Raw genomic sequence first — 19,699 nt, 5'->3', positions numbered from 1 at the left:
CGCCGACCTCATGGTTCCGCCCGTCGTCCCGCGCCGATGAGCGCCGGTGCGATCGTCGCGGTCGAAGGGCCATCGGCCGCCGGAAAGAGCGCGGTCGCCCTCGCGGCGGGCGCGCTCAGCGGCGGGGCGACCGTACCCGAGGCCTACGTTCGGCTCGGCCGACGCGTACCTCTCGAGTTCCGTTCCTCCCCCGAGCTCGTTCGAGTCGAGCGGCGGCTCCTGCGTGAGGACGTCCGTCGATGGCGACAGGCGCGCGTCCTCGCCCGGCAGGGCCGCACCGTCTACCTGGACACCGGCGTTCTCGGCACTCTCACGTACACCTGGGGGCTGGTAGAGATCGGGCGGGCCGAGCCGGCCGCCATGAACGCGCTCTGGGAATCGGTCGATCGGGCGGTGCGATCGGGCCGTCTGGGGCTCCCCGATCGGATCGCGTTCATCGACACCCCGCCGTCCGTACGGCGTCGGCGGGCGCGGCAATCTCCCGAAGGGCACCCGGCGCGACTGGACGAGCTCCACGCGCGAGTGGGGACGCTGGAACGAGCCCTGTGGTCGGACCGATGGGGACCCCTGCTCGGAAACCGCCTGGTGCGCATCGATGGAAGGGAATCGGTAGCCCGGATCGCACGCCGGCTCGTCCGCATCGGATCCCTCCCGAGGACGGGAGCCGCTCGCGCGAGCGGCCGTGCGGATCGGCATCTGCTCCTCGCCCTCCTCCGGAGCCTCCCCCGCTGACGCGGCCACGACGGCGGCGCCGCGTCGGGGCAACTGTTATGTGGGGTCTCCGACCTCGGCGCCGCTCTGAGATGAAGCCGCTCGAAGCGCTCCACGAAAGCCTGCACAAGCGGGTCCTGGTCGAGATGAAGGGAGGCCGCTCCTTCCGGGGCGTCCTGGACGCCTACGACCAGCATCTGAACCTCGTGCTCAGTTCGGCGGAGGAGGTCGTGGCGGAGGAGGTCACCCCGCACAGCGGCCTGACCCTCCTGCGAGGCGACTCGATCGTGTACATCTCGCCGTAACGGATCGGAGAGGACCATGGGAAAAGGAACACCGGCGCGCCGCGGAGGAAAGATCGTCCACGTCATCTGCCGCCGCTGTGGCCGCCACTCCTACCACCGTCAGAAGGCCGTCTGCTCCTCGTGCGGGTTCGGCGCGACCGCCCGACGCCGTCACTACGACTGGGCCAAGCTCAAGTAAGGGCTCTCGGCCGCCTCGGACGGGAGACCGCCCGATCGCCGTCCACGAAGTAGCGCAGCCGTCGCTCGGTCGCGCGACTCACGCCCACGCGCGGGCCGATTCGAATCCGGCCCACCCGGTCCGGGCGAGACGCGAACCCGATCCGAGAGCCTCGGACGGTATCGGTGCCATCATCGTGGATGTTCACGCCGAGCAGGCGGCACAACCGCCCGGGACCGGAGCCCGACCCTTCCAGTCCGCCGAGCGGTGCGCCACCCCGGAGGAGCACGGCCTCCCCGGGGCGGGTCACGACGTTCGCGCAGACGACCTGGTGGATGCGGTAGACGTACAGGGTTCCCGGACGCTCGAACATCGACCGGTTGCGTCGGGTCGGACCGCGGTAGGCGTGGTTGGCCGGATCGTCTTGCACATAGGCTTCGGTCTCCACGATGCGCACGGAACGCACTCCGGCTCCTCCGCGGACCCAGCACGTGGTCCCGAGCAGTTCGCGGGCGACCCGCCGCGTAGGTCGATCGAAGAACGCGCGTCCGATGCGTGCGGTGACCGCGCTCCGGCCCATGCGCGACTCCGCTCTCACTCGTTCGACGGCGCTCGGGACCCGATCCAGAAGAACACGGCGAGCGCGATCGCGATTCCCGTCACCGTCGGCAGCATCGCCACGGTGAACGTGGGAAGATCGGCGTACGCGAGCATCTCGTAGACCGCCCACCCTCCGGCGATCGCCACGGCGTAGCCGAAGATCGCGAACGGCCCGAGCCAGGAGTCCGCCGGCTCCTCGTCCGGTTCGCTCGGCTGTGGCACGGGCTCGCTCATGGACCCACCCACAGGACCCCCCACAGACCCATCACCTCTCCGAGCTGGGACCCAGTCGAGCCGTTCGATTGCCCGTCCGGATTGTAGGAGTACGAGACGGGCGAGACGAGACCGTAGAGGTAGACCCCGCTCGCGAGCGGCACGCTCTCGGTGATGACCCGGTTGATCCGCAGCGATTGCGGAGCGGTCACGAGCCGGAGACCGTGGGTCGCCGTGATCTCGTAGATCCCGACCGGATACGGCAGGGTGTAGTTGTGATCGATGACGTACTGCTGCTGGGCGTTCTTGTCGTTGGAGGTCACGTTCACGAGGTAGTTGTTCGTCCCGATGCTCGAGAGCGGAACCTCCCAGCGGAACGAGACGACGCCGGCGCCCGCGTAGAGGGTCGGTCCGGGAATCGAGTGGTTGAACAGCCCTTCGGAGTCCCCGACCAGGTTCGCGCTCGCCGCCGTGAGGACCGGGGGGTTGTAGATGTCCCCCGCGCCTCCGCCGGACTGGAAGGCGGAGAGATCGGAAGCGCCCGCGGTCGGCAGTACGATCAGCGCGGCCGCGTCCTGGCCGAACCATGGTCCGTCGAACTCCCCATCGGGCGCGCCGTAGACTCCCGGGGTCGAGGGTGCCTGGAAGAGCGCGTAGGAATCCGATCCCGGTACCACTTGGACGTTGACCATCGGTAGCGAACGGAAGGGAATGTACAGCGATTGGGTCGCGCCGGTCGCGGTCGCATTGACACTGATCCATTGGCCGGCGTAGGCCACGATCGCGTTGTCGAACGTTCCCCGGATGGGGCCGGTCTCGTTGACGGTCCAGTAGTACTGCTGTCCGGAGAGCGTGACGTACTCCGATCCTGCCGGCGCATTCGTCGCCGAGGTGATGCCGTTGGTGACGGAGAGTGCCTGCGGCGTCGCCGCGGCGAGCACCACGACGATGAGCACGATCACGCTGCCCACCCAGAGCTTCTCGACGTGCTCGCGGCGCGCGCGCGTCGCTTTCCGCTGGACGGGGACGTCCTGGACCGGTACCGTCGATCCGACGTAGGTCGAGCGGGCCGCCGTCCGGATCGCCTCATCGAAGGAGAGACCCGAGGTCACGATCGGTCGACCGCGATACGCGGTCAGGAAGCCGTTGAGGACGAAGAACAACTGGCCGACGAGGATGACGATGATCCCGGCGAAGAGAATGACGTTGTACAGGTCGACCGCCGGAACGTTCGGGAACAGGATCTGCCGGCGCAGGATGCCGAGCGTGCCGAGACCCTCGAAGCAGACGACGATGATAATCCCGCCGATCGCGGTGGTGAGGAAGTGGATCCGGGCGAGCCACGTAGAGAACCAGAGCCGTCCGCACAGGAGCGGAAACACCGCATAGAGGACCGCGTAGGCGCCGGTCAGGATCGCCAAGATCGTGATCGTGTGGAAGTGGCTGAGCACGAAGAGACTGTTGTGTAGATCGACGTTCGCTCCGATGGTTGCGACATCGGGTCCGGAGAGTCCGCCCGCGATCGAGCCGGCGAACGCAAGGAGCGCGAACAGCGCGACGATGTTCCATTCCCACTGCGAGCGTCGGACGCCTTTCATGGTCATCCACAGCGAGAAGAACGTGACCGCGCTCGGAATGATGATCAAGAAGGAGATCACCATGGTCGTGTACGTCGCCCAGGTCGGGAGCGCCGTCAGGAACAGGTGATGGATGCCCAGGAGCGGCGTCAGGATGATGAACAGGACCGCCGCGAGGATCGCGAACCGGTAGCTGTAGATCGGTCGTTTCGACAGGATGGGGATGAGCAGGTAGAGCGCGGCGACCGGGATCAGGAAGAGGACGTAGACGATCCCGTGGCCGAACATCCAGAAGATGACCTGGTTGACGAGCGGGTTGAGCCCCCAGCCGAGGTAGTACGTCCCGATGTCCCACGTGGTCGAGACGAGGAGCGGGCCGTAGGTGATCGGGATCAGGATCACGGTCGCGAACACGAACAGGAGCGAGACCGGTAGGCGCCCGGCCGCGCCCGCCGGCCGCGAACGGAGCCAGTCGCGGAAGTGGACGAGCATCCACCCGGCCCAGATCAGGACCGCGGCCGTGAGCGCGTACCAGCCCAGGAACCACAGAGGGCCGATGGCGTAGGCGCTCTGGCCCTGGATGCCGAGGGGGGAGGAGAACGTCCAGCCGAGCGACGGGAAGTAGTTGTCGTTGAACGCGGGCCAGATGTAGAACGGACCCTCGAGCAGCATGATCGAGGCGTTGATCAGCCCTACCGAGGTGTACAGCGCCCACTTGTGGCGGGGCTTGACGCCCATCGCGTTGATCGCGAGGAGGCCGAAGAGCGCCATCTCCAGCTGCTGGGCGAAACCGAAGAGCATCCGGAGACCGTGGAGCGTGATCGAGGAGTAGATCTCCTGGTTCGTCAGGGTGATCGTGCCCGAGGTCGCGTAGTCGTACGCTTGGCTCTGGAAGCCGTAGGCGTCGAGGCCGCCGATGACCCCCCAGACCATCGCGCCGATCAGCATCAACATCGTGATGCGGGTCATCCAGTCGCGATCGAGCAGGAAGAGCCGCTGGAAGAACTTCCGACGCGCGAGGGGCTCGCGGATCTTGTCCTCCGCGGTTTCGAGCACCCGCGTCAGAATCGGCGGCTTCTCGAAAATCGGCTCCGGGACATACCCGACCTCGGGGGATGGAGGAGGGATGGTGGAATCGGTCACGCGGCGACCCGTTGCCGAGCGGCAACGAGTCAGCGGATCCGGCGTTCATCCCGCCGAGGTTCGTACCCTCGACCACCGGAACTTGCCGGACCGGACCTCGCGGACGAGGTCGACGACCCCTCCGGGACGCCCGGCGAGAGACCGGACCACGGAGGTCACGAGCGTGCCGGCGTTTTCGTATCCCGGCGGGAACCCGGAGATCCCCGGGCGAAATACGGGAAAGTGCCTCCACCCGCCTAGGCGCTGATCGGCGTGCATCACGATCTCGCGAACGCGGCGCCCCCGGGAGAAATCATCGAGGTCCCGGAGGAGGCCCGGGTCGAGCCTTGCTCGCCGACCGAGATCGAGCAGTGCGAGAATCTTCTCGGGTCGGTGTCGGTGCGGTCTCCGATCTCCGATGAGGCCGTTGAAGTACAGGAAGGGACCTCCGAGCTCGAGCGCTTCGAGCAACGTCCGGCTCCCCGTCACGATGCGCACTCGAGCTCGATCGAACTCGTCCTGCCAGTTCCCGCGAGGCTCCAGCCCGAGAACGGTGCGAACGACGCCTCGAGCCGAACGATCGACCGTCCCGGGCATCGGCCGCGGCGTGTGGATGGAAATCGCGCTCGCCGGCGTGCGGGCCGCGAGGCCCGAGAGGATCGGTTCGATCAGTCGGTGGGAGCTCGCGGGGCTCGCGTACCAGACCCAGGCCCCGCGACGTGAGCCTCCGGACGCGCGATGCCGGGGTCGTCGTCGACCCGAGCGGAGCGGCCCGCACTGCACGGCCTCGGGAAACTCGCGGACGAAGCCTCGCCGCGGGCGGAAGGTGGAGTACAGGTGGAGGATGTTCGGTCGATCGAAGGCGCGAAAGCGCACGAGCGCGTCGTGGAACTGCTCGACCTCTCGGGCGAACTCCGCCGTTCGGCTCCGCAGGCGGATCTTCCGGGACGGGACGCCTCCTTCCCGGTACCGCTCGATGGTCTCCTCCCGGCTCGTCAGCGTGCGTGCGAACTCTTCGAAGCTGATGTGGAGGGTCTGCTCCGGCCCGTACGCCCGCTCGATGTCCGAGCACTCTTCCTCCCAGGTCCCCCCGCGTCCGAACGGTTCGGGGCGCGAAGGAGCCGCGCTGACGCCCCAGCACGGGCTCACCGTCACCGCGGTCGGCGCCCGTCCCCGTTCGAGGATCTTCGATCGGCGCGCGTGGGTGGGCCAGTCGAACGGGCCCTCCACAGACCGGGGCAAAGGACGGCCGCGCCGTCGATAGAGCGTGAGGGGGAATCCCGCCGCTGCGAGGTGCCGTCCGCAAGCGAGGACTTCCTCGATATCGCCGAGGCCACCACCGACCACGGCGGGGAAGAGGTAGACGTCGACCAGGGTCACGGCGCGCCTATCGTAGACGGCCGGTAGAGCGTGCGGAGTTCGTGCGCAACTCGGAATCCGCCTCCTTCCAGCGCGGCGAGGCCGGCCCGATTGGCGAGAGGGAGCTGCGAGACGACCCGCGTCGCTCCTTCGGCCGTCAGCCAATCGAGCGCGGTCGAGATCAGGTTGGACACCCGGTTCATGTCCGCTCCTTCGGACACGACCGGCCCGGACAGGTGACTGGAGTCCATCACGTCCGACACCGTGGCAAAGACATGCGCGACGGGTCCCGAGCCCTCGTCGAGCACCCAGACCATCGTCTTCGACGCCAGGATGGCGTCGAGCTGACCGGAAGGGTTCAGGGCCCGCGGGCTCACGGGCAGCACTTCGGCGACCTCGGGCGGCGTCGCTTGCTCCATGATCGCGACGAGCGCCGCCGCATCGGACTTTTGGAACGAGCGGATGCCGGGGTCGGCGCGCGTGGGCCGGTCCCGACGATCCGTCTCGGGAGTCCACACGAGGACCGCCGCGGGACGCAGCGGGAGGTACCCCTCGCTATCGTACAGCTCGCGCGCGGTAGCGTTCTTCTCCAGGACGTCGAGCGCGACGTAGGGTCGGCCTGCGCGCCGAGCGGCGTCGGCGGAGGCGTGCAGGAGCTGGCGCGCGTACCCGCGGCGACGGTACGCGGGATCGACCATCACCATGCTGATGTACCCGGTGTTGCGACCGAAGGACAGGATCGTCGAAGCCACGATCGTGGAACCCACCTCGATCGTGAAGAAGCGGAACGTGGGCCGGCCAATCCGGCGGAGGAAGCCCAGGACGAGCCGCACGTCCCAGCGATAGATGCGCCGGACGACCTTCGCGAACGCCGCGGGGCGCATGCCGTACAGGGCTTCCTCTTCGGGGAAGTTCTCCTGCAGGAGCTCGAAGAGCCGAGGTGCGTCGGCCGGCCGGAACTCCGAGAGCATCAGGCCTCGTCGTCCGTACCGTCCATCGGGAGCGCGGTCTCGAACAGGATCCGGAGCGTCAGGGTCGTGCTGGTGGCGTCGCCCCCGAGCAGCGGCAGTCGCGCCATCCGATCGAGCTCCTCCTCAGAGAGCTGCGAGCGAGCGTCGCTGAGCGCCTGCTCCACGAACGGGTCGTCGTCGGCGCGCCGCAGTCGGCCGAGCGCCTCGACCACCGTGTCGAAGATGCGGGTCTCGGCATCGGAGGAGATGCGGATCGTCTCGCCGGCGGCGAAGACCGCGGGTGGCTCCGGTGCCGCGGGCTCGGCGTGGAGCATGCGGACGAGCTCCGCACGGGCGCCGTCATCGCGCAGACGTCCGAGGGTCCAGACCGCCGCGAGGCGCACATCGGCGTTGGGGTGATGCAGTTCTTCGCGCACGCGCGGGACCGCCTCGACCAGTTCGAGCCGGCCGATCGCGTAGATCGTCCCGCTCCGGGGCCAGGGGTTGGCGTCCTCGAGCATGCCGAGGAGGATCGGCAGATCGGCGGGCGTGCCGACCGAGCCGAGACACACGGCCGCGGCTCCCCGCACGGCCCAGGAGGGGTCGGTGACGTGCGCGAGAGCGACCTCCCGGGCCCGCTCGCTACGCATCTCGCCGAGCGCGTGGATCGCGCAGACGCGCACGTAATGGGCCGGGTCGCGGGCGGCCTCGACCATCGCGGGCACGCCGCGCGGGTCCCCGATCTTGCCGAGCGCGACCAGGACCGCGGGGCGTTCCCACGGATCGGGCCCGCGCATGCGCTCGAGGAGGAGCGGGACGCTCTCGAGGTCGCGGTAGCGACCCACCACCACGGCGGCCGCGGTCCGTACGCGCCGGGCGGGATCGCGCAGCAACGGCCGGACCTTCTCGACCACCCTCGGGTCTTCGGTGAGCGCGAGGGCCAGCACCACCTCGCGGCGGACCCGGTCGCTCGCGTCGTCGATCGCGCCGAGGAGGGTATCGCGGGCGAGAGGAGTGCGCATCCGTCCGAGCGCGATGGCGACCGCCCAGCGCACCTCCGGGGCCGGATCCTTCATGTGCCCCGCGAGCGCGGGGGTCGAACGCGGGTCGGCGATCAATCGCAGGGCGCGCGCCGCCTGCTCGCGGACTCGGGGATCGGGGTCCTCCAAGGTCCGATCGAGCGGCGCGTAGCTCTCGCTCCGGCCGATCGCTCCGAGGGACTCGGCCGCACTCGCCCGCACGGCGGGGGATGGGTCTCCGAGCGAGGCCTCGAGCGCGCTCACGGCACGCGGGTCGCGCCCTTCTCCCAGCGCCTTGGCCATCGCTCGGCGCACGGTGGGATCCGGGTCGCTCAGTCCCGCGACCATCGGGGTCAGATCGTCTTCGGGTTCCCGCACCTCGGTGCCTCGGGGGGCCCGGGCTTCGGAGCGGACCCGACGCAGTGCCGGTGCCACGAAGGGAAACAGCGTCACGCCGCCCTAAAAGGTCGGCGAGCCCCCCTCCGAGGCGAGGAGCTGCTGGTCGGGGTCCGATCCGGAGGCGTACGGGGAGCGTTCGCGTTCCGTGGGGATCCCCCAGCGGACGCGGAGCGCGGCCCGGTCGATCCCAAACGGAGCCAGCAGCGTCTCCACCCCGCGGGCGAGGATCTCGAGGTAGGCGCCGACGTCGTACCGCTCCTCCCCCGTCATCGTCTCGGCGACGCGGGCGCGATTGCGCCAGGAGCGCGAGCTCCGGTCGAGGATGACGTAGCGGACCGATTCCCCCGGAACCCGCGCGAGCCCGAGCGCGGCGAGCTGGCGAAGCGCGCTCGTTTCGTCCCGGAACGAACGGTGAGCCTCGAGCGCGGTCCCGATGTGGTGCGTGATGAGCAATTCTTCGAGCGGCCAGGCGCCCTCCCGGAGCCGGGTCGCGAATCGGTCGGCGCGGGCGAGCGCCCGCGGCACCCGCGCGCGGACCCCCGGCGCATCCGAGGCTTCCCCCAGCATCTGGAGCGCCTCGGTCTCGAACCGGCGCACGAGCATGGTCGTGTCGTGACGTCGCCCGCCGATTCCGCGCAGCTTGAACTCGCCCGAGACGTACCGGCCGTAGTACCGGTTCGGAACGCCGAAGCCGTGGGTCGTGGCGGGAAGGAAGACGATCCATCGGTACCTTCCCTCGTAGCCGAGCGGAAGCTCGAGGCGCTCGCTCATCCGCTCGGCGAACGCCTCGGGATCGGGCTCCGTCTCTCCCCTCCGGGGTTGGACCCAGAGCGAATCGACGATCCCGTGGAGCGTTCGGTACCCGATCTCCTCCCCAGCGCGGGAGAGATCGGCCATCACCTCGCGCGCATAGGCGTTGATCGCTTCGTGGCATTCGATCCGACCGAACCGCGCGTTGCGGTACCCTTGGTAGCCGAACGCCGTTACGAGGATCCACTTCAGCATCTTCACGCGCCGCGCGAGCCGGACGCGTTCGCTCGCCGGGATCCCGGGGCGGCGCATCGCCGCCTTGTACGCGAGCCGACGACGGACGAGCGGGTGGAGCGTGCGCGGGATCAACCCCACTCGACGGGTGCACGATCGGTACCCGAGCCCCGGAGCGATCCGTGGGCTCTCGGGACAGCACCGGCAATCGAGCGTCTCGGCCGAGAGGTTCTTCGTGATCATGATCTGCGGGAACAAACTCACGAAATCGAACTCCTCCACGCGATCGTGCACTCCGACGGGAGGTTGCAGGATCGCGCCCCCGCGGTCGGCGAGGACGAGGTGGGCGCCGGAGCGGAACCGCTCGGGGCGGTTCTTCTTCCACGGCACGCGCACCCCGAGCTGGAGCGCCTGCGCGATCTCCATCGCGGTGAAGCAGGTGCCCGGGGATTGGCGGATGATCGTCTGCAGGGAGAGGCGGGAGAGCCGGGCCGCGTCGATGAGCCCGTCGAGATCGGTGTCCCCGAACAGGAAGGAGTTCTCCCGGTCGATGTGAAAGCGCCCGGGCAGGTTGAACGACGCGGCCTGGTGAACGACTCGGCCGTAGGTCATGTACGATCGGCCTCCGCGCTCCGGGCGGAACGGGACCGGGATCCGGCCGAGAGCGATCTCGGACGCCGAGAGCCCCGCCGCTTCCGCTCGACGGTAGATCCACGGCAGGTCGAGCGAGTCCCCGCCGTCCGTCCGGATCACGTCCGGATCGACCCGGGCGACCTCGGCGGCGAGCGCACGCAACAGGTCCGGCTCGGGTCCTTCGAGGATCGTCTCCCCGATCCGGACCGAGCGGATGCGAGCCTCGGTCGATGGGATCCGCTGCCGTCGAGGCGTTCCGTCGAAGCGGATCTCGAGCGGGACGATTCGCATCGGTGGTGCGTCGTACTCGAGCACCTCGGGCGGTTCGATCGCGACGAGCGGACCGGATCCCGCGCGCACGGGCGCGAACGGATAGAGATCGTGCGCGAGGTGGTAGAGCTGCGGCGGGGTCAGGTCGACGTCGTACAGCGTGAAGCGGTGGAACTCCCCGATCGCATCGATCGTGCGGGCGAGCCGTCTTCGGAGCGGGTTCCGGGCCGGAACCACCGAGAGCATGCGTCGTCGTCGCTCCTCGAAGAGGGACGGGCGCTGATGGCTGGAGGCGACGGAGTCGACCTCCGGGTGGGACGATAGCTGGCGCTCCAGATCCACGAGGTCGCTCCGGGATCCGAGAACGTAGAACGGCGGGCGGAACGGTTCCGAGCGCCGGGAGACCCGGGCCGTGTGCCGATCCTTCGTCCAAAGGTCGACCGAGCGCCCGTCCGGGTGCTCGGTGATGTCGAGCAGCCAGGCGTCGGCCTCGACGCTCACGATCCGTCGGGATCGGCCGCGGGAGGAGCGATCGGCGGCATCCGTCGTGCCATGTCGAGGAGGACAGAGAGCAGGATCGATTCGAGGAGGTCGGGACTCCCGACGTTCGTCGCCTGAGCGACGTAGCGACGGGCGCCGGTGCGGAGCGTTTCGAATGCGGCCCGCTCCTCCGGGGTCGTGAGCAGACGGCCGAACGCCTCCCAGCGTTTCATCCGCTCTTCGAGCGCCTGGCGGTACGTCGGCGCGGTGCGTCCCATCGCATCACCTCCCGTTCGTTCGTCTCGGAGAACTCGTCGAGCCCGCGCTGGCCCGAGGGACGTTGCACGAGCTCGAACCGAGCGTCGTCCCGCAGCGCGCGCAACGTGAGTCCGTTCGGCCGGTGCTGGATCGAGAGGTAGTCGTAGAGCCGGGGACCTTCCTCGACGAGGCCCGGGAACCGATCGAGACCGCCTTCCATCGTCAAGAGGAGCGGGATCGGCACCTTGCGAAGCAGCGTCGAGAGACTGCGGGCCATGTGGGAGACGAGCGCCGTGCGTTCGTCGGCAGGGACCTCGGGGTCATCGAGCGGGCCCGAGGCGAGGCCGTGCCCGACCAACAGGGTCGGGAGACGGTGGCGCGCTTCCGCCGACCACCCGTCCACGAGCGCGACCGTTTGGTGGGCCGTGAACGAGCGCGCGATGCGAATCCGCTCGAGCGTGGAGGTGGCGTCCACCCCGAGGCTGCGGCCCAACTCTCCTATCCGGAACGGATGGAACCGGTTCGATCCTTCGATCAGCGAGATCCGACCGCGCACGACAGCGCTGCCGGCGTACAGGAGTTCGAGCATCGGCTCGATCGCCGAGGGCGGACCGACCCACACGGTCGCTTCCCCCGGGGAGAATCGCTGGGCGAGCCAGGGGAAGAGGTTCGGAGTGGGAGGGAGCGTCATCGCGCGGCGATGCAGGCGTCGGGTCGGCCGCGAGAGGTGACGTTGGATCCGTTCGGCGTGGGGGAACGGCTGTGGTGGGCTCGGTGGGGAGAAGGGACCGGGATCGATCGGTTCCGGGAACACCATCTCGGGAGCAGTCCCGAGGGACACGGTCGTCATGGCAAACGGTTCGACGGGCGGAGCGGGTCTAAAGCGGCCGGAGGGGAGCGGTTGAAACGGTCCGGCTGGGGAGCGTTTCGCACGCCGATTTCTTCCCGGACGAGCTCAGACGTCGAGCCGGGAGGCCCCGGGGGGCGGTGGTAGCCCGAGGTGCTCGGCGAGCGTCTGGCAGTTCGCGGCGGCGTCGCCGCGGAAGTGGTTGTTGAAGAACCCGTAGATCGTGTCGGTCTTCTCGGCGAGCGCGCGCACCCGGGGCACCCAGGCATCGATCTCCTCCGCGGAGTACGTGTAGTCGTACCAGAGCTTCGCGCCGCGTCCGTGCCATCGGACGTAGGAGAACGGGGCGGTCACCTCGAGCCGAACCGGTAGGTGGGGTTCGTCGACGACCACGTAGGCGAACCCGAACTCCCGCAGCAGCTCGAACGATTCCGGAGCGAGCCAGGACGGCTCGCGGAACTCCACGGCCACGGGCAGATCGCGCGGCAGGCTCTCGTAGAACGTGCGGACGATCCCGGGATCGAAGGCGAGCGAGGGCGGAAGTTGCAGGAGCGCCGCTGCGAACTTCCCTGCGTCGCGGATCGGCTTGAGCACCGCCAGGAACCGATGCATCTCTTCTTCGGTGCCCACGAGACGCTGCTCGTGGGTGATCGTCTGCGGAAACTTCGCCGCGAAGCGGAACTTTGACGGCGTACGTCGTACCCAGGACGCGGCCACCCCGGGTGGAGGGAGGCGGTAGAACGTCGAGTTCACTTCGACAACGGGGAAGAGGCGAGCGTAGTAGGCGAGCCGGTCCGGAATGCGGTGCTTGGGGTAGACCCGGCCGACCCACTCCGGGTAGTCCCAGCCGCTGGTGCCGAGGACGATTGCTCCCATCGCGCCTCCGTGCCCCGTAGAGGCGACGCGGCCCGTTAAGGCCGCGCTCCCTTCGCCGAATCGCGCGCACCGGTGGGTATCGCCCTCCCGGAGCTAGGTGAACAGGTCTTCGAGAGGATTCTCCATCTCCTTGACCTCGCGGATCTGGACGCCCTTCGCCATGAGCTCCGCGATGAGCTTCGGCACCTCCTCCGGACCGGCGAGCTCCTGGAGGTAGTAATCGCCCTTCTTCGAGGAGGACGCGAGGACGCCCTCGGTCCCTTCCGCGCGGACCCCAATGATGTACTTCGCCGGTCGAAGCTCGCTCAGTGGGCCGAAGTAGCCGATCCTTCCGGCTCGAAGGGCGAGGACGTACTTCCCGATCTCCTTCGCTTCGAACAGATTGTGGGAGGAGTAGAGCACGAGGTCGTCCTTGCTCAGTCCGAGCACGAGGTCCCGGACCTCGCGGGCGAGCTTCGGATCGAGGTTGGCCGTTGGCTCGTCGAGCAGGTAGATGTTCCGTTCCTGGAGGAAGACGCGGGCGATAGAGACCCGTTTCTTCTGCCCTTGGCTCAGCTCCGAGAAGAAGCGCTTCCGCAGCTCCTGGATCCCGAGCTTGCCGATCACCGCCTCGATGTCCTCCGCCGTCGCCCCTTCGACCGTCGCATAGAACCTCAGCGCGTCCTCCACCCGAAGGGCGTCCGGTATGCCGTCGATGTGGGAAAGGTACTGGAGCCGGGTCCGCGCTTCGTGCCGATTGATGTCTACCCCATCGATCTCCACGGAACCAGAGTACGGGTTGAGGATCCCGGCGATGGTCCGGAACAAGGTGGTCTTGCCGGCCCCGTTCGGTCCGAGCACCACGTAGACGGCGGGTTCCTCGATGGTGAAGGAGATCTCCTCGAGGATCCGTTTGCCATGGTAGCCGGAGCTGACCCCTCGCAACTCGATTCGATGTCCGCCGTTCGGGGCGTTCCGTGCGAGGGCCGGGAGAGGAGTGCTCGACATCAGAATCCTCTGCTCAGAGCGGGGAGACGAACCGCTCCCGGCCCATGAGCCGACCGGAGAGCCCCAGAAGGATCACGACCCCCACGATGATCACGGCGGCGGCGCCCACCGTGACATAGTAGAACTGGGAGGAAGGACCCGTCTCGGCGACGATCAGGACTAGGAGCGTGGGAGCGATCCCGACCATCGGCGCGATACCGACGGGGCTGTTGATTCCCGTCCGGGGAGACGAGAGGGACGACCAGATCATGCCCACGGTCGCCGTGAAGAGCGCCCCCGCGAAGCTCATTGGGATTGTGTAGAGGACGATGGACTTCCACAGATCCGGAGTTAGGAGTACACCCTCTGCCGCCGCAAGCCCCAACCCGACCATGAGTGCGAACCCGAGGATGAGGCCCGTGAGAGCGGCGGCGGAGAGCAAGCCATTGATGAAGAGCGTCCGAGGACGGATGCCGTAGGCGATGAGATACTCGAATACCCCCTTCGTTCGATCGCTGGTGAACGTCATCAGCCCCCCAATCGAGCCGAGGACGGCGAAGAGCGGGACCTCCAAGGGGAAGGTCTGTACGAACGCGGTCGAGGAGTGCGCCCCGAACACGAGGATCAAGGTGAGCAGGAGAGAGACCCCGGTTCCGATAGCGAGGTACAGTCGCCCAATGACGAGCGTTCGGTGGATCGTGGTCCAGGTGAGGGAGGGGATGCCCGAATCCACGCGAGCAGCGGATCCCTCCGACATCATTCACGGCTGGAGGTCGTACGGACTTAAGTCCGTTCAGCCCGGCTCGAGGGCCATCCCGGGCATCGGAACCTCGACCGGTACCTGCAAAGCAGGCCAAACCGTAAATACGCACTCCTAGTGGTTTCGACTCGAGGCCGCCGGAATGGTTCAGGTCGAGATCCAGCTCGAGAAGTGTACGGGGTGCGCGCACTGCCGGGATGTCTGCCCGGTCAACGTCTTCGAGCTCAAACCGCGGGACCAGTTCCCCGACGTGGTCGATGACGCCGCGATCGGGGCCAAGTTCCAGTACCGGGGCGAAAAATCGGTCGCCGTGAACGGTCCGGAGTGCATCGTCTGCGAAGCGTGCCTGTTCGAGTGCGAGGGCGAGTGCATCATCATCACCGACGACGAGGGCCACGTACACAACTCGATCTACAAGTGAGCCGCCCCGGCTCGTGTTCGCATCGGCGTTCGAGCCCTCCTTCCGGACCCTTCGGCTCACCGGCCGGAGCAGGCGTTAAATAGGCTCTTCCCAGAACGAGGCGCTGTGCCCGAAACGACGAAGGAAAGCGCGCGCACCGTCGTCTTGGGCGAGCGTGAGCTCGCTATCGGATTCCGCCTGGTCGGTCTCAAAGACGTGATCGAGGTCACCGAAGCGACCGCCGCAAAGGAGTTCCAGCACGTGATGGGGAGCGGAGAGTTCGGGCTCGTCATCGCGAGCCAGTCGATCCGCCTCCAGCTCACGGAAGCCCAGCGCGCCCACGCCGACGCCTCGCTCCGTCCGCTCGTCGTCTTCGTGCCAACGCCCAGCGGAGCGTACGACGTCGAGGGGATCGACGCGCTCGCGAAGCGCGTCCTGGGCGTTTCACTTTCCGTTCCAACGTAACGAAGGTTGGGAGGCATCGATGGGAGTCGTAGCACGTGTATCCGGGCCGGTCGTCATCGCCGAAGAGCTCGCGGGCGCGAAGATGTTCGATGTCGTCCGCGTCGGAACGCTCGGTCTGGTGGGGGAGATCATCCGTCTCGTCGGCGGGACCGCCACGGTCCAGGTGTACGAGGATACGACCGGCGTGCGGCCGGGCGATCCCGTCGAGAACACGGGCCAAGCGCTCTCGGTCGAGCTCGGCCCCGGGCTCTTGCAGTCCATCTACGATGGCGTTCAGCGCCCGCTCGAGGTCCTCCAGAAGAACCTCGGAGATTTCATCACGCGAGGGTTCGTCGCGCCTCCGCTCGACGAGACCAAGAAGTGGGCCTTCACGGCGATCGCGAAGGTCGGGGCTGAGGTCGGACCGGGCGAGGTGCTGGGCACCGTCCAGGAGACCCCGCTCATCCTACACAAGATCATGGTCCCTCCCGGTTGGAAGGGCAAGATCGTCTCGCTCGCGAGCGGGAGCTACACGATCCGGGAGAAGATCGGGGAGCTGGAGACCGCGAGCGGCCGCCAGCCTCTCGGCCTCACCCAGCGCTGGGTCGTGCGGATCCCGCGGCCCGTCGCGCGCAAGCTCCCACCCTCGATCCCGCTCGTGACGGGCCAGCGGGTCGTCGATACGTTCTTCCCTGTGGCGAAGGGAGGTAGCGCCTGCGTTCCCGGCCCGTTCGGTTCGGGCAAGACGGTCATCCAGCAGCAGCTCGCCCGATGGGCGGACTCGGACATCGTCGTCTACGTCGGATGCGGGGAGCGCGGCAACGAGATGACGGAGGTGCTCGCCACCTTCCCGAACCTCATCGACCCGAAGTCGAAGCGCCCGCTCATGGAGCGGACGATCCTCATCGCCAACACCTCCAACATGCCCGTCGCCGCTCGTGAAGCGAGCGTGTACACGGGGATCACGATCGCCGAGTACTACCGGGACATGGGCTACGATGTCGCGCTCATGGCCGACTCGACGAGCCGGTGGGCGGAGGCCATGCGTGAGATCTCCGGCCGTCTCGAAGAGATGCCCGGTGAGGAGGGTTATCCGGCGTACCTCGGTCGACGGATCGCTGAGTTCTACGAGCGCGCGGGCCGCGTCGTCACGCTCTCTCCGGAGAGCCGAACCGGCTCGGTCACCGTCGTCGGAGCGGTGTCGCCTCCCGGAGGGGACTTCTCCGAACCCGTCAGTCAGAACACGTTGCGCGTCACGCGGGTGTTCTGGGCGCTCGACGCCTCTCTAGCGTCGCGCCGGCACTTCCCGTCGATCAACTGGCTGCAGAGCTACTCGCTCTACGTCGGCGACCTAGAACCGTGGTACCAGGCCAACCTCTCCCCGGAATTCGCCGGACTGCGTCAGCGCGCCCTCGCCCTGCTCCAGAAGGAGTCCGAACTCCAGGAAATCGTGCAGCTGGTCGGAGTCGACGCGCTGCCCGAGCGGGAGAAGGGCATCCTCGATATCGCGCGGATGCTACGCGAGGATTACCTGCAGCAGAGCGCCTTCGACGACGTCGACACGTACACCTCCATCAACAAGCAGTATCGCATGCTCCGCGCGATCCTCGGTTTCGCGGACCGCGAGCAGGACGCGATCACCCGCGGGGTCACGGTCGCCCAGCTCCAGGGTCTGCCGCTGAGGACCAAGCTCTCCCGGATGAAGTGGATCCCCGAGGCGGAGGCCGCAACCCAGTTCGAGGCGCTCGACACGGAGATGACCGAGACGGTCCAGGGCCTCGTCGCGAGTGCGGGAGGGGCCTAGATGGCGCAAGGAAAGGCCGCACCGGGGAGCGGGGTCCCGATCGAGTACCGCACGGTCGAACGGGTCGCGGGGCCCTTGCTCTTCCTGCGCGATGTCGCCAACGCCGCCTACGGAGAGATCGTCGAGATCCAGCTCCCCGACGGCGAACGCCGTCAGGGCCAGGTGCTCGACTCGCGCAAGGGGCTCGCCATCGTCCAGGTGTTCGGGCCTACGATGGGCATGAACATCGAAGCGACGAGCGTCAAGTTCACGGGCGAGGTCGCCCGACTCGCCGTCTCGGACGAGATGCTCGGCCGGGTCTTCAACGGTCTCGGAGAGCCGCGCGACGGCGGCCCGAAGATCGTCAGCGAGACCCGGCTCGAGATCGTCGGGAATGCGATGAACCCGTACTCGCGGGAGGAGCCGAGCGAGTTCATCCAGACGGGGATCTCGAGCATCGACGTCAACAACACCCTCGTGCGCGGGCAGAAGCTCCCGATCTTCTCCGGAGCCGGTCTCCCGCACAACCAGATCGCGGCCCAGATCGTGCGCCAGGCGAAACTGCGGAGCTCCGACGAGAGCTTCGCCATCGTCTTCGCCGCGATGGGGATCACGAGCGAGGAAGCGAACTACTTCCTGCGCGAGTTCGAATCGACCGGCGCGCTCGAGCGGGCCGTCGTGTTCCTGAACCTGTCGAGCGATCCGTCCATGGAGCGCGTCGTCACTCCGCGCATGGCGCTCACCACCGCCGAGTTCCTCGCCTACGAGCGCGACATGCACATCCTGGTCGTGCTCACCGACATGACGAACTACTGCGAAGCGCTCCGTGAGATCGCGAGCGCGCGAGAAGAGGTGCCGGGCCGCCGGGGATACCCGGGGTACATGTACACCGATCTCGCGACGATCTACGAGCGGGCCGGCAAGATCAAGGGCCGCAAGGGTTCGATCACGCAGCTCCCGATCCTGACGATGCCCGCGGACGATGTGACGCATCCGATCCCCGACCTCACGGGCTACATCACGGAAGGTCAGATCTACGTCAGTCGGGAACTCCAACGCCGCGGCGTCTACCCCCCGATCGATGTGCTGCCGTCGCTCTCCCGTCTCATGAACCAAGGGATCGGGAAGGAGCGCACCCGTGAGGACCACCGTGGGGTCGCCGACCAACTGTTCGCGGCCTACGCGACGGGGAAGGACCAACGCGCACTCTCGGCGATCGTTGGAGAGGAAGCGCTCAGTGCCGTGGACCGGATCTACCTCAAGATCGCCGACCAGTTCGAGTCGGAGTTCGTCAACCAACGCCCCGACGAGGACCGGACGATCGACCAGAGCCTCGATCTCGGCTGGAAGATCCTCGGAGATCTCCCCGATTCGGAACTGAAGCGGATCAAGCCCGAGTTCATCCAGAAATACCGCCCGAAGAAGGCGGCGTAGGATCGCTCGAGGTGGGAAGATGGTGCTCGAGAACGTCCGACCGACGCGGCTCGTCCTATTGCAGACGCGCCGCCGGATCCTCCTCGCGAAGAAGGGTCTCAACCTGCTCAAGCTGAAGCGCTCGGCCCTGATCGCGGAGTTCTTCAGCCTCTCCCGCGAGGCGATGAAGCTCCGCGGCGATCTGCAGCAGCGGATCGCCCGCGGCTACGAATCGATCCGCATGGCGGAGATGAGCGAGGGACCGACGCGCCTCGAGAACATCTCCATGCTCCTTCCGGATCTCACCCCGGTCGAGGTCTCGACGCGCAACGTCATGGGCGTGCGCACGCCGAAGGTTGATCGCGGCAAGTACGTCCCCGTCACCGCGGCGACGATCCTCGATCTCCCGACCTCCGTGCACGAATCGATCCGCCACTTCCAGGGGATCTACCAGGTCGTGCTCGACATCGCCGAGAAGGAGAACGCGCTCCGGCGCCTCCTGCTCGAGATCGAGAAGACCAAGCGCCGGGCGAGCGCGATCGAGAACGTGCTGATCCCGCGGCTCGAAGCGACCGTGCGCTACATCAAGTTCCGTTTCGACGAGCTCGAACGCGACTCGTTCAGCATGCTCAAGGCCGTCAAGCGCAAGATGGAACGGGAGGAAGCGAGTGCCGTCGTCGCCAGCGCCTGATGCCACGACGGTCGCGCTGTGGCGCTTCCGTGGCTGGTGGCTCGTCTCCGCCGCGATCAAGATCGGCGCGCTCGCGCTCTTTCTCTACCTGCTCGTGAAGATCACTGGAGGAAGCTAGAACTCATGCACGCGAACCCCGATGGAACGATGGGCTCTCTCGACGACTTGAAGCAGGTCAAGGAGGCCGAGCTCGAGTGGGAAGCCAAGGTCCGCGCGGCCGCCACCGCCCGCAAGGCCGTTCTCGACCGGTTGAACGCCGAGACCGATGCGATCGTGAAGGCCGAGCGCGCCTCCGCCGGGGAGAGCCGCGAGTTCGCCCTGAAGCACGCCCGCGAAGTCGCCGACCGCGAGGCGGCGCAGATCGTGGCGGACGGGGAGAGGGCTGCCGCGGCCGCCCGCGTTGGTACGGGCAAGGGTCCGGCCCAGCGCTCCGAGGAGATCCTGAACGCGGTCCTCGGCTCGTTCCGCGGAAAGTAGCATCG

At 67.7% G+C, this 19,699-nt stretch carries 22 protein-coding genes; 10 read left to right on the top strand and 12 right to left on the bottom strand.

The window, feature by feature from the left end; all coding sequences use genetic code 11:
* The first annotated feature begins 36 nt into the window (after window positions 1–36).
* From VMV28_05665 to rpl37e, 3 genes are all read left to right on the top strand, one after another.
* Window positions 37–732, top strand: coding sequence for a hypothetical protein (locus VMV28_05665; GenBank protein HUZ80086.1), 696 nt, complete (start codon window positions 37–39; stop codon window positions 730–732).
* Between the two features lie 71 nt (window positions 733–803).
* A complete protein-coding gene (locus tag VMV28_05660; GenBank protein ID HUZ80085.1) occupies window positions 804–1,016 on the top strand; it encodes an LSm family protein in 213 nt (70 codons plus the stop codon).
* Window positions 1,017–1,032: 16 nt separating this feature from the next.
* Window positions 1,033–1,194: a 50S ribosomal protein L37e gene (rpl37e, locus tag VMV28_05655; GenBank protein ID HUZ80084.1), complete on the top strand. Its 162-nt coding sequence runs from the start codon at window positions 1,033–1,035 to the stop codon at window positions 1,192–1,194.
* On the opposite strand, the gene VMV28_05650 is transcribed toward rpl37e, so the two are convergent.
* The 12 genes from VMV28_05650 to VMV28_05595 form a co-directional block, all read right to left on the bottom strand.
* Window positions 1,187–1,753, bottom strand: coding sequence for a DNA-3-methyladenine glycosylase (locus VMV28_05650; protein HUZ80083.1), 567 nt, complete (start codon window positions 1,751–1,753; stop codon window positions 1,187–1,189). The two genes, rpl37e and VMV28_05650, sit on opposite strands and share 8 nt — an antisense overlap.
* Window positions 1,754–1,767: 14 nt before the next feature.
* Window positions 1,768–2,007, bottom strand: a complete 240-nt coding sequence (locus VMV28_05645; GenBank protein HUZ80082.1) for a hypothetical protein — start codon at window positions 2,005–2,007, stop codon at window positions 1,768–1,770.
* Entirely contained in the window at window positions 2,004–4,706 is a 2,703-nt protein-coding gene (locus tag VMV28_05640) for a cbb3-type cytochrome c oxidase subunit I (GenBank protein ID HUZ80081.1), read from the bottom strand. The genes VMV28_05645 and VMV28_05640 overlap by 4 nt, the downstream gene beginning before the upstream one ends.
* 45 nt (window positions 4,707–4,751) lie before the next feature.
* Entirely contained in the window at window positions 4,752–6,065 is a 1,314-nt protein-coding gene (locus VMV28_05635; protein ID HUZ80080.1) for a hypothetical protein, read from the bottom strand.
* Window positions 6,062–7,015, bottom strand: a complete 954-nt coding sequence (locus VMV28_05630; protein ID HUZ80079.1) for a GNAT family N-acetyltransferase — start codon at window positions 7,013–7,015, stop codon at window positions 6,062–6,064. The genes VMV28_05635 and VMV28_05630 overlap by 4 nt, the downstream gene beginning before the upstream one ends.
* A complete protein-coding gene (locus VMV28_05625) occupies window positions 7,015–8,466 on the bottom strand; it encodes a HEAT repeat domain-containing protein (GenBank protein ID HUZ80078.1) in 1,452 nt (483 codons plus the stop codon). The genes VMV28_05630 and VMV28_05625 overlap by 1 nt, the downstream gene beginning before the upstream one ends.
* Window positions 8,467–8,472: 6 nt before the next feature.
* Window positions 8,473–10,800 (bottom strand): DNA polymerase domain-containing protein, encoded by a 2,328-nt coding sequence (locus tag VMV28_05620; GenBank protein HUZ80077.1) that lies wholly within the window; start codon window positions 10,798–10,800, stop codon window positions 8,473–8,475.
* Window positions 10,797–11,057: a hypothetical protein gene (locus VMV28_05615; GenBank protein HUZ80076.1), complete on the bottom strand. Its 261-nt coding sequence runs from the start codon at window positions 11,055–11,057 to the stop codon at window positions 10,797–10,799. Before VMV28_05615 ends, VMV28_05620 begins: the two co-directional genes overlap by 4 nt.
* Complete coding sequence (locus tag VMV28_05610) at window positions 11,009–11,887, bottom strand: hypothetical protein (GenBank protein HUZ80075.1); 879 nt, start codon at window positions 11,885–11,887, stop codon at window positions 11,009–11,011. Before VMV28_05610 ends, VMV28_05615 begins: the two co-directional genes overlap by 49 nt.
* A 105-nt stretch (window positions 11,888–11,992) precedes the next feature.
* Complete coding sequence (locus tag VMV28_05605) at window positions 11,993–12,760, bottom strand: DUF72 domain-containing protein (protein ID HUZ80074.1); 768 nt, start codon at window positions 12,758–12,760, stop codon at window positions 11,993–11,995.
* A gap of 93 nt (window positions 12,761–12,853) precedes the next feature.
* On the bottom strand, window positions 12,854–13,747 hold the full coding sequence (ccmA, locus tag VMV28_05600) for a heme ABC exporter ATP-binding protein CcmA (protein ID HUZ80073.1): 894 nt from the start codon (window positions 13,745–13,747) through the stop codon (window positions 12,854–12,856).
* A 13-nt stretch (window positions 13,748–13,760) separates the two neighbouring features.
* The gene (locus tag VMV28_05595; protein HUZ80072.1) at window positions 13,761–14,483 is read right to left on the bottom strand and encodes a hypothetical protein; all 723 of its coding nucleotides are present in this window, start codon (window positions 14,481–14,483) and stop codon (window positions 13,761–13,763) included.
* A 145-nt stretch (window positions 14,484–14,628) separates the two neighbouring features.
* Here VMV28_05595 and VMV28_05590 point away from each other — a divergent pair, with 145 nt between their 5' ends.
* From VMV28_05590 to VMV28_05560, 7 genes are all read left to right on the top strand, one after another.
* Window positions 14,629–14,907, top strand: coding sequence for a 4Fe-4S dicluster domain-containing protein (locus VMV28_05590; GenBank protein ID HUZ80071.1), 279 nt, complete (start codon window positions 14,629–14,631; stop codon window positions 14,905–14,907).
* A 105-nt stretch (window positions 14,908–15,012) separates the two neighbouring features.
* The gene (locus tag VMV28_05585; GenBank protein ID HUZ80070.1) at window positions 15,013–15,351 is read left to right on the top strand and encodes a V-type ATP synthase subunit F; all 339 of its coding nucleotides are present in this window, start codon (window positions 15,013–15,015) and stop codon (window positions 15,349–15,351) included.
* A gap of 19 nt (window positions 15,352–15,370) precedes the next feature.
* Window positions 15,371–17,134: a V-type ATP synthase subunit A gene (locus tag VMV28_05580; protein ID HUZ80069.1), complete on the top strand. Its 1,764-nt coding sequence runs from the start codon at window positions 15,371–15,373 to the stop codon at window positions 17,132–17,134.
* Window positions 17,135–18,547 carry a V-type ATP synthase subunit B gene (locus VMV28_05575; protein ID HUZ80068.1) on the top strand — a complete coding sequence of 471 codons (1,413 nt, stop codon included), beginning with the start codon at window positions 17,135–17,137 and terminating at the stop codon, window positions 18,545–18,547.
* A 19-nt stretch (window positions 18,548–18,566) separates the two neighbouring features.
* Complete coding sequence (locus VMV28_05570) at window positions 18,567–19,217, top strand: V-type ATP synthase subunit D (protein HUZ80067.1); 651 nt, start codon at window positions 18,567–18,569, stop codon at window positions 19,215–19,217.
* On the top strand, window positions 19,195–19,335 hold the full coding sequence (locus VMV28_05565) for a hypothetical protein (GenBank protein HUZ80066.1): 141 nt from the start codon (window positions 19,195–19,197) through the stop codon (window positions 19,333–19,335). The genes VMV28_05570 and VMV28_05565 overlap by 23 nt, the downstream gene beginning before the upstream one ends.
* A 5-nt stretch (window positions 19,336–19,340) precedes the next feature.
* Window positions 19,341–19,694 carry a hypothetical protein gene (locus tag VMV28_05560; GenBank protein HUZ80065.1) on the top strand — a complete coding sequence of 118 codons (354 nt, stop codon included), beginning with the start codon at window positions 19,341–19,343 and terminating at the stop codon, window positions 19,692–19,694.
* The last annotated feature ends 5 nt before the right edge of the window (window positions 19,695–19,699 follow it).

It is taken from the genome of Thermoplasmata archaeon (assembly GCA_035532555.1).
In the GTDB taxonomy this organism is placed as follows: Archaea; Thermoplasmatota; Thermoplasmata; order Lutacidiplasmatales; family UBA184; genus Lutacidiplasma.
The sequence above is the reverse complement of the archived record's forward strand: the minus strand, read 5'-3'. Positions and strand labels throughout refer to the sequence as shown.

Bases quoted from the DNA above. Each gene is read 5' to 3' on its own strand.
- VMV28_05605 (HUZ80074.1), bottom strand. From the start codon at position 12,760: ATGGGAGCAATCGTCCTCGGCACCAGCGGCTGGGACTACCCGGAGTGG.
- VMV28_05575 (HUZ80068.1), top strand. From the start codon at position 17,135: ATGGCGCAAGGAAAGGCCGCACCGGGGAGCGGGGTCCCGATCGAGTAC.
- VMV28_05560 (HUZ80065.1), top strand. From the start codon at position 19,341: ATGCACGCGAACCCCGATGGAACGATGGGCTCTCTCGACGACTTGAAG.
- ccmA (HUZ80073.1), bottom strand. From the start codon at position 13,747: ATGTCGAGCACTCCTCTCCCGGCCCTCGCACGGAACGCCCCGAACGGC.
- rpl37e (HUZ80084.1), top strand. From the start codon at position 1,033: ATGGGAAAAGGAACACCGGCGCGCCGCGGAGGAAAGATCGTCCACGTC.
- VMV28_05665 (HUZ80086.1), top strand. From the start codon at position 37: ATGAGCGCCGGTGCGATCGTCGCGGTCGAAGGGCCATCGGCCGCCGGA.
- VMV28_05630 (HUZ80079.1), bottom strand. From the start codon at position 7,015: ATGCTCTCGGAGTTCCGGCCGGCCGACGCACCTCGGCTCTTCGAGCTC.
- VMV28_05580 (HUZ80069.1), top strand. From the start codon at position 15,371: ATGGGAGTCGTAGCACGTGTATCCGGGCCGGTCGTCATCGCCGAAGAG.
- VMV28_05595 (HUZ80072.1), bottom strand. From the start codon at position 14,483: ATGTCGGAGGGATCCGCTGCTCGCGTGGATTCGGGCATCCCCTCCCTC.
- VMV28_05610 (HUZ80075.1), bottom strand. From the start codon at position 11,887: ATGACGACCGTGTCCCTCGGGACTGCTCCCGAGATGGTGTTCCCGGAA.
- VMV28_05660 (HUZ80085.1), top strand. From the start codon at position 804: ATGAAGCCGCTCGAAGCGCTCCACGAAAGCCTGCACAAGCGGGTCCTG.
- VMV28_05650 (HUZ80083.1), bottom strand. From the start codon at position 1,753: ATGGGCCGGAGCGCGGTCACCGCACGCATCGGACGCGCGTTCTTCGAT.
- VMV28_05615 (HUZ80076.1), bottom strand. From the start codon at position 11,057: ATGGGACGCACCGCGCCGACGTACCGCCAGGCGCTCGAAGAGCGGATG.
- VMV28_05590 (HUZ80071.1), top strand. From the start codon at position 14,629: ATGGTTCAGGTCGAGATCCAGCTCGAGAAGTGTACGGGGTGCGCGCAC.
- VMV28_05570 (HUZ80067.1), top strand. From the start codon at position 18,567: ATGGTGCTCGAGAACGTCCGACCGACGCGGCTCGTCCTATTGCAGACG.
- VMV28_05645 (HUZ80082.1), bottom strand. From the start codon at position 2,007: ATGAGCGAGCCCGTGCCACAGCCGAGCGAACCGGACGAGGAGCCGGCG.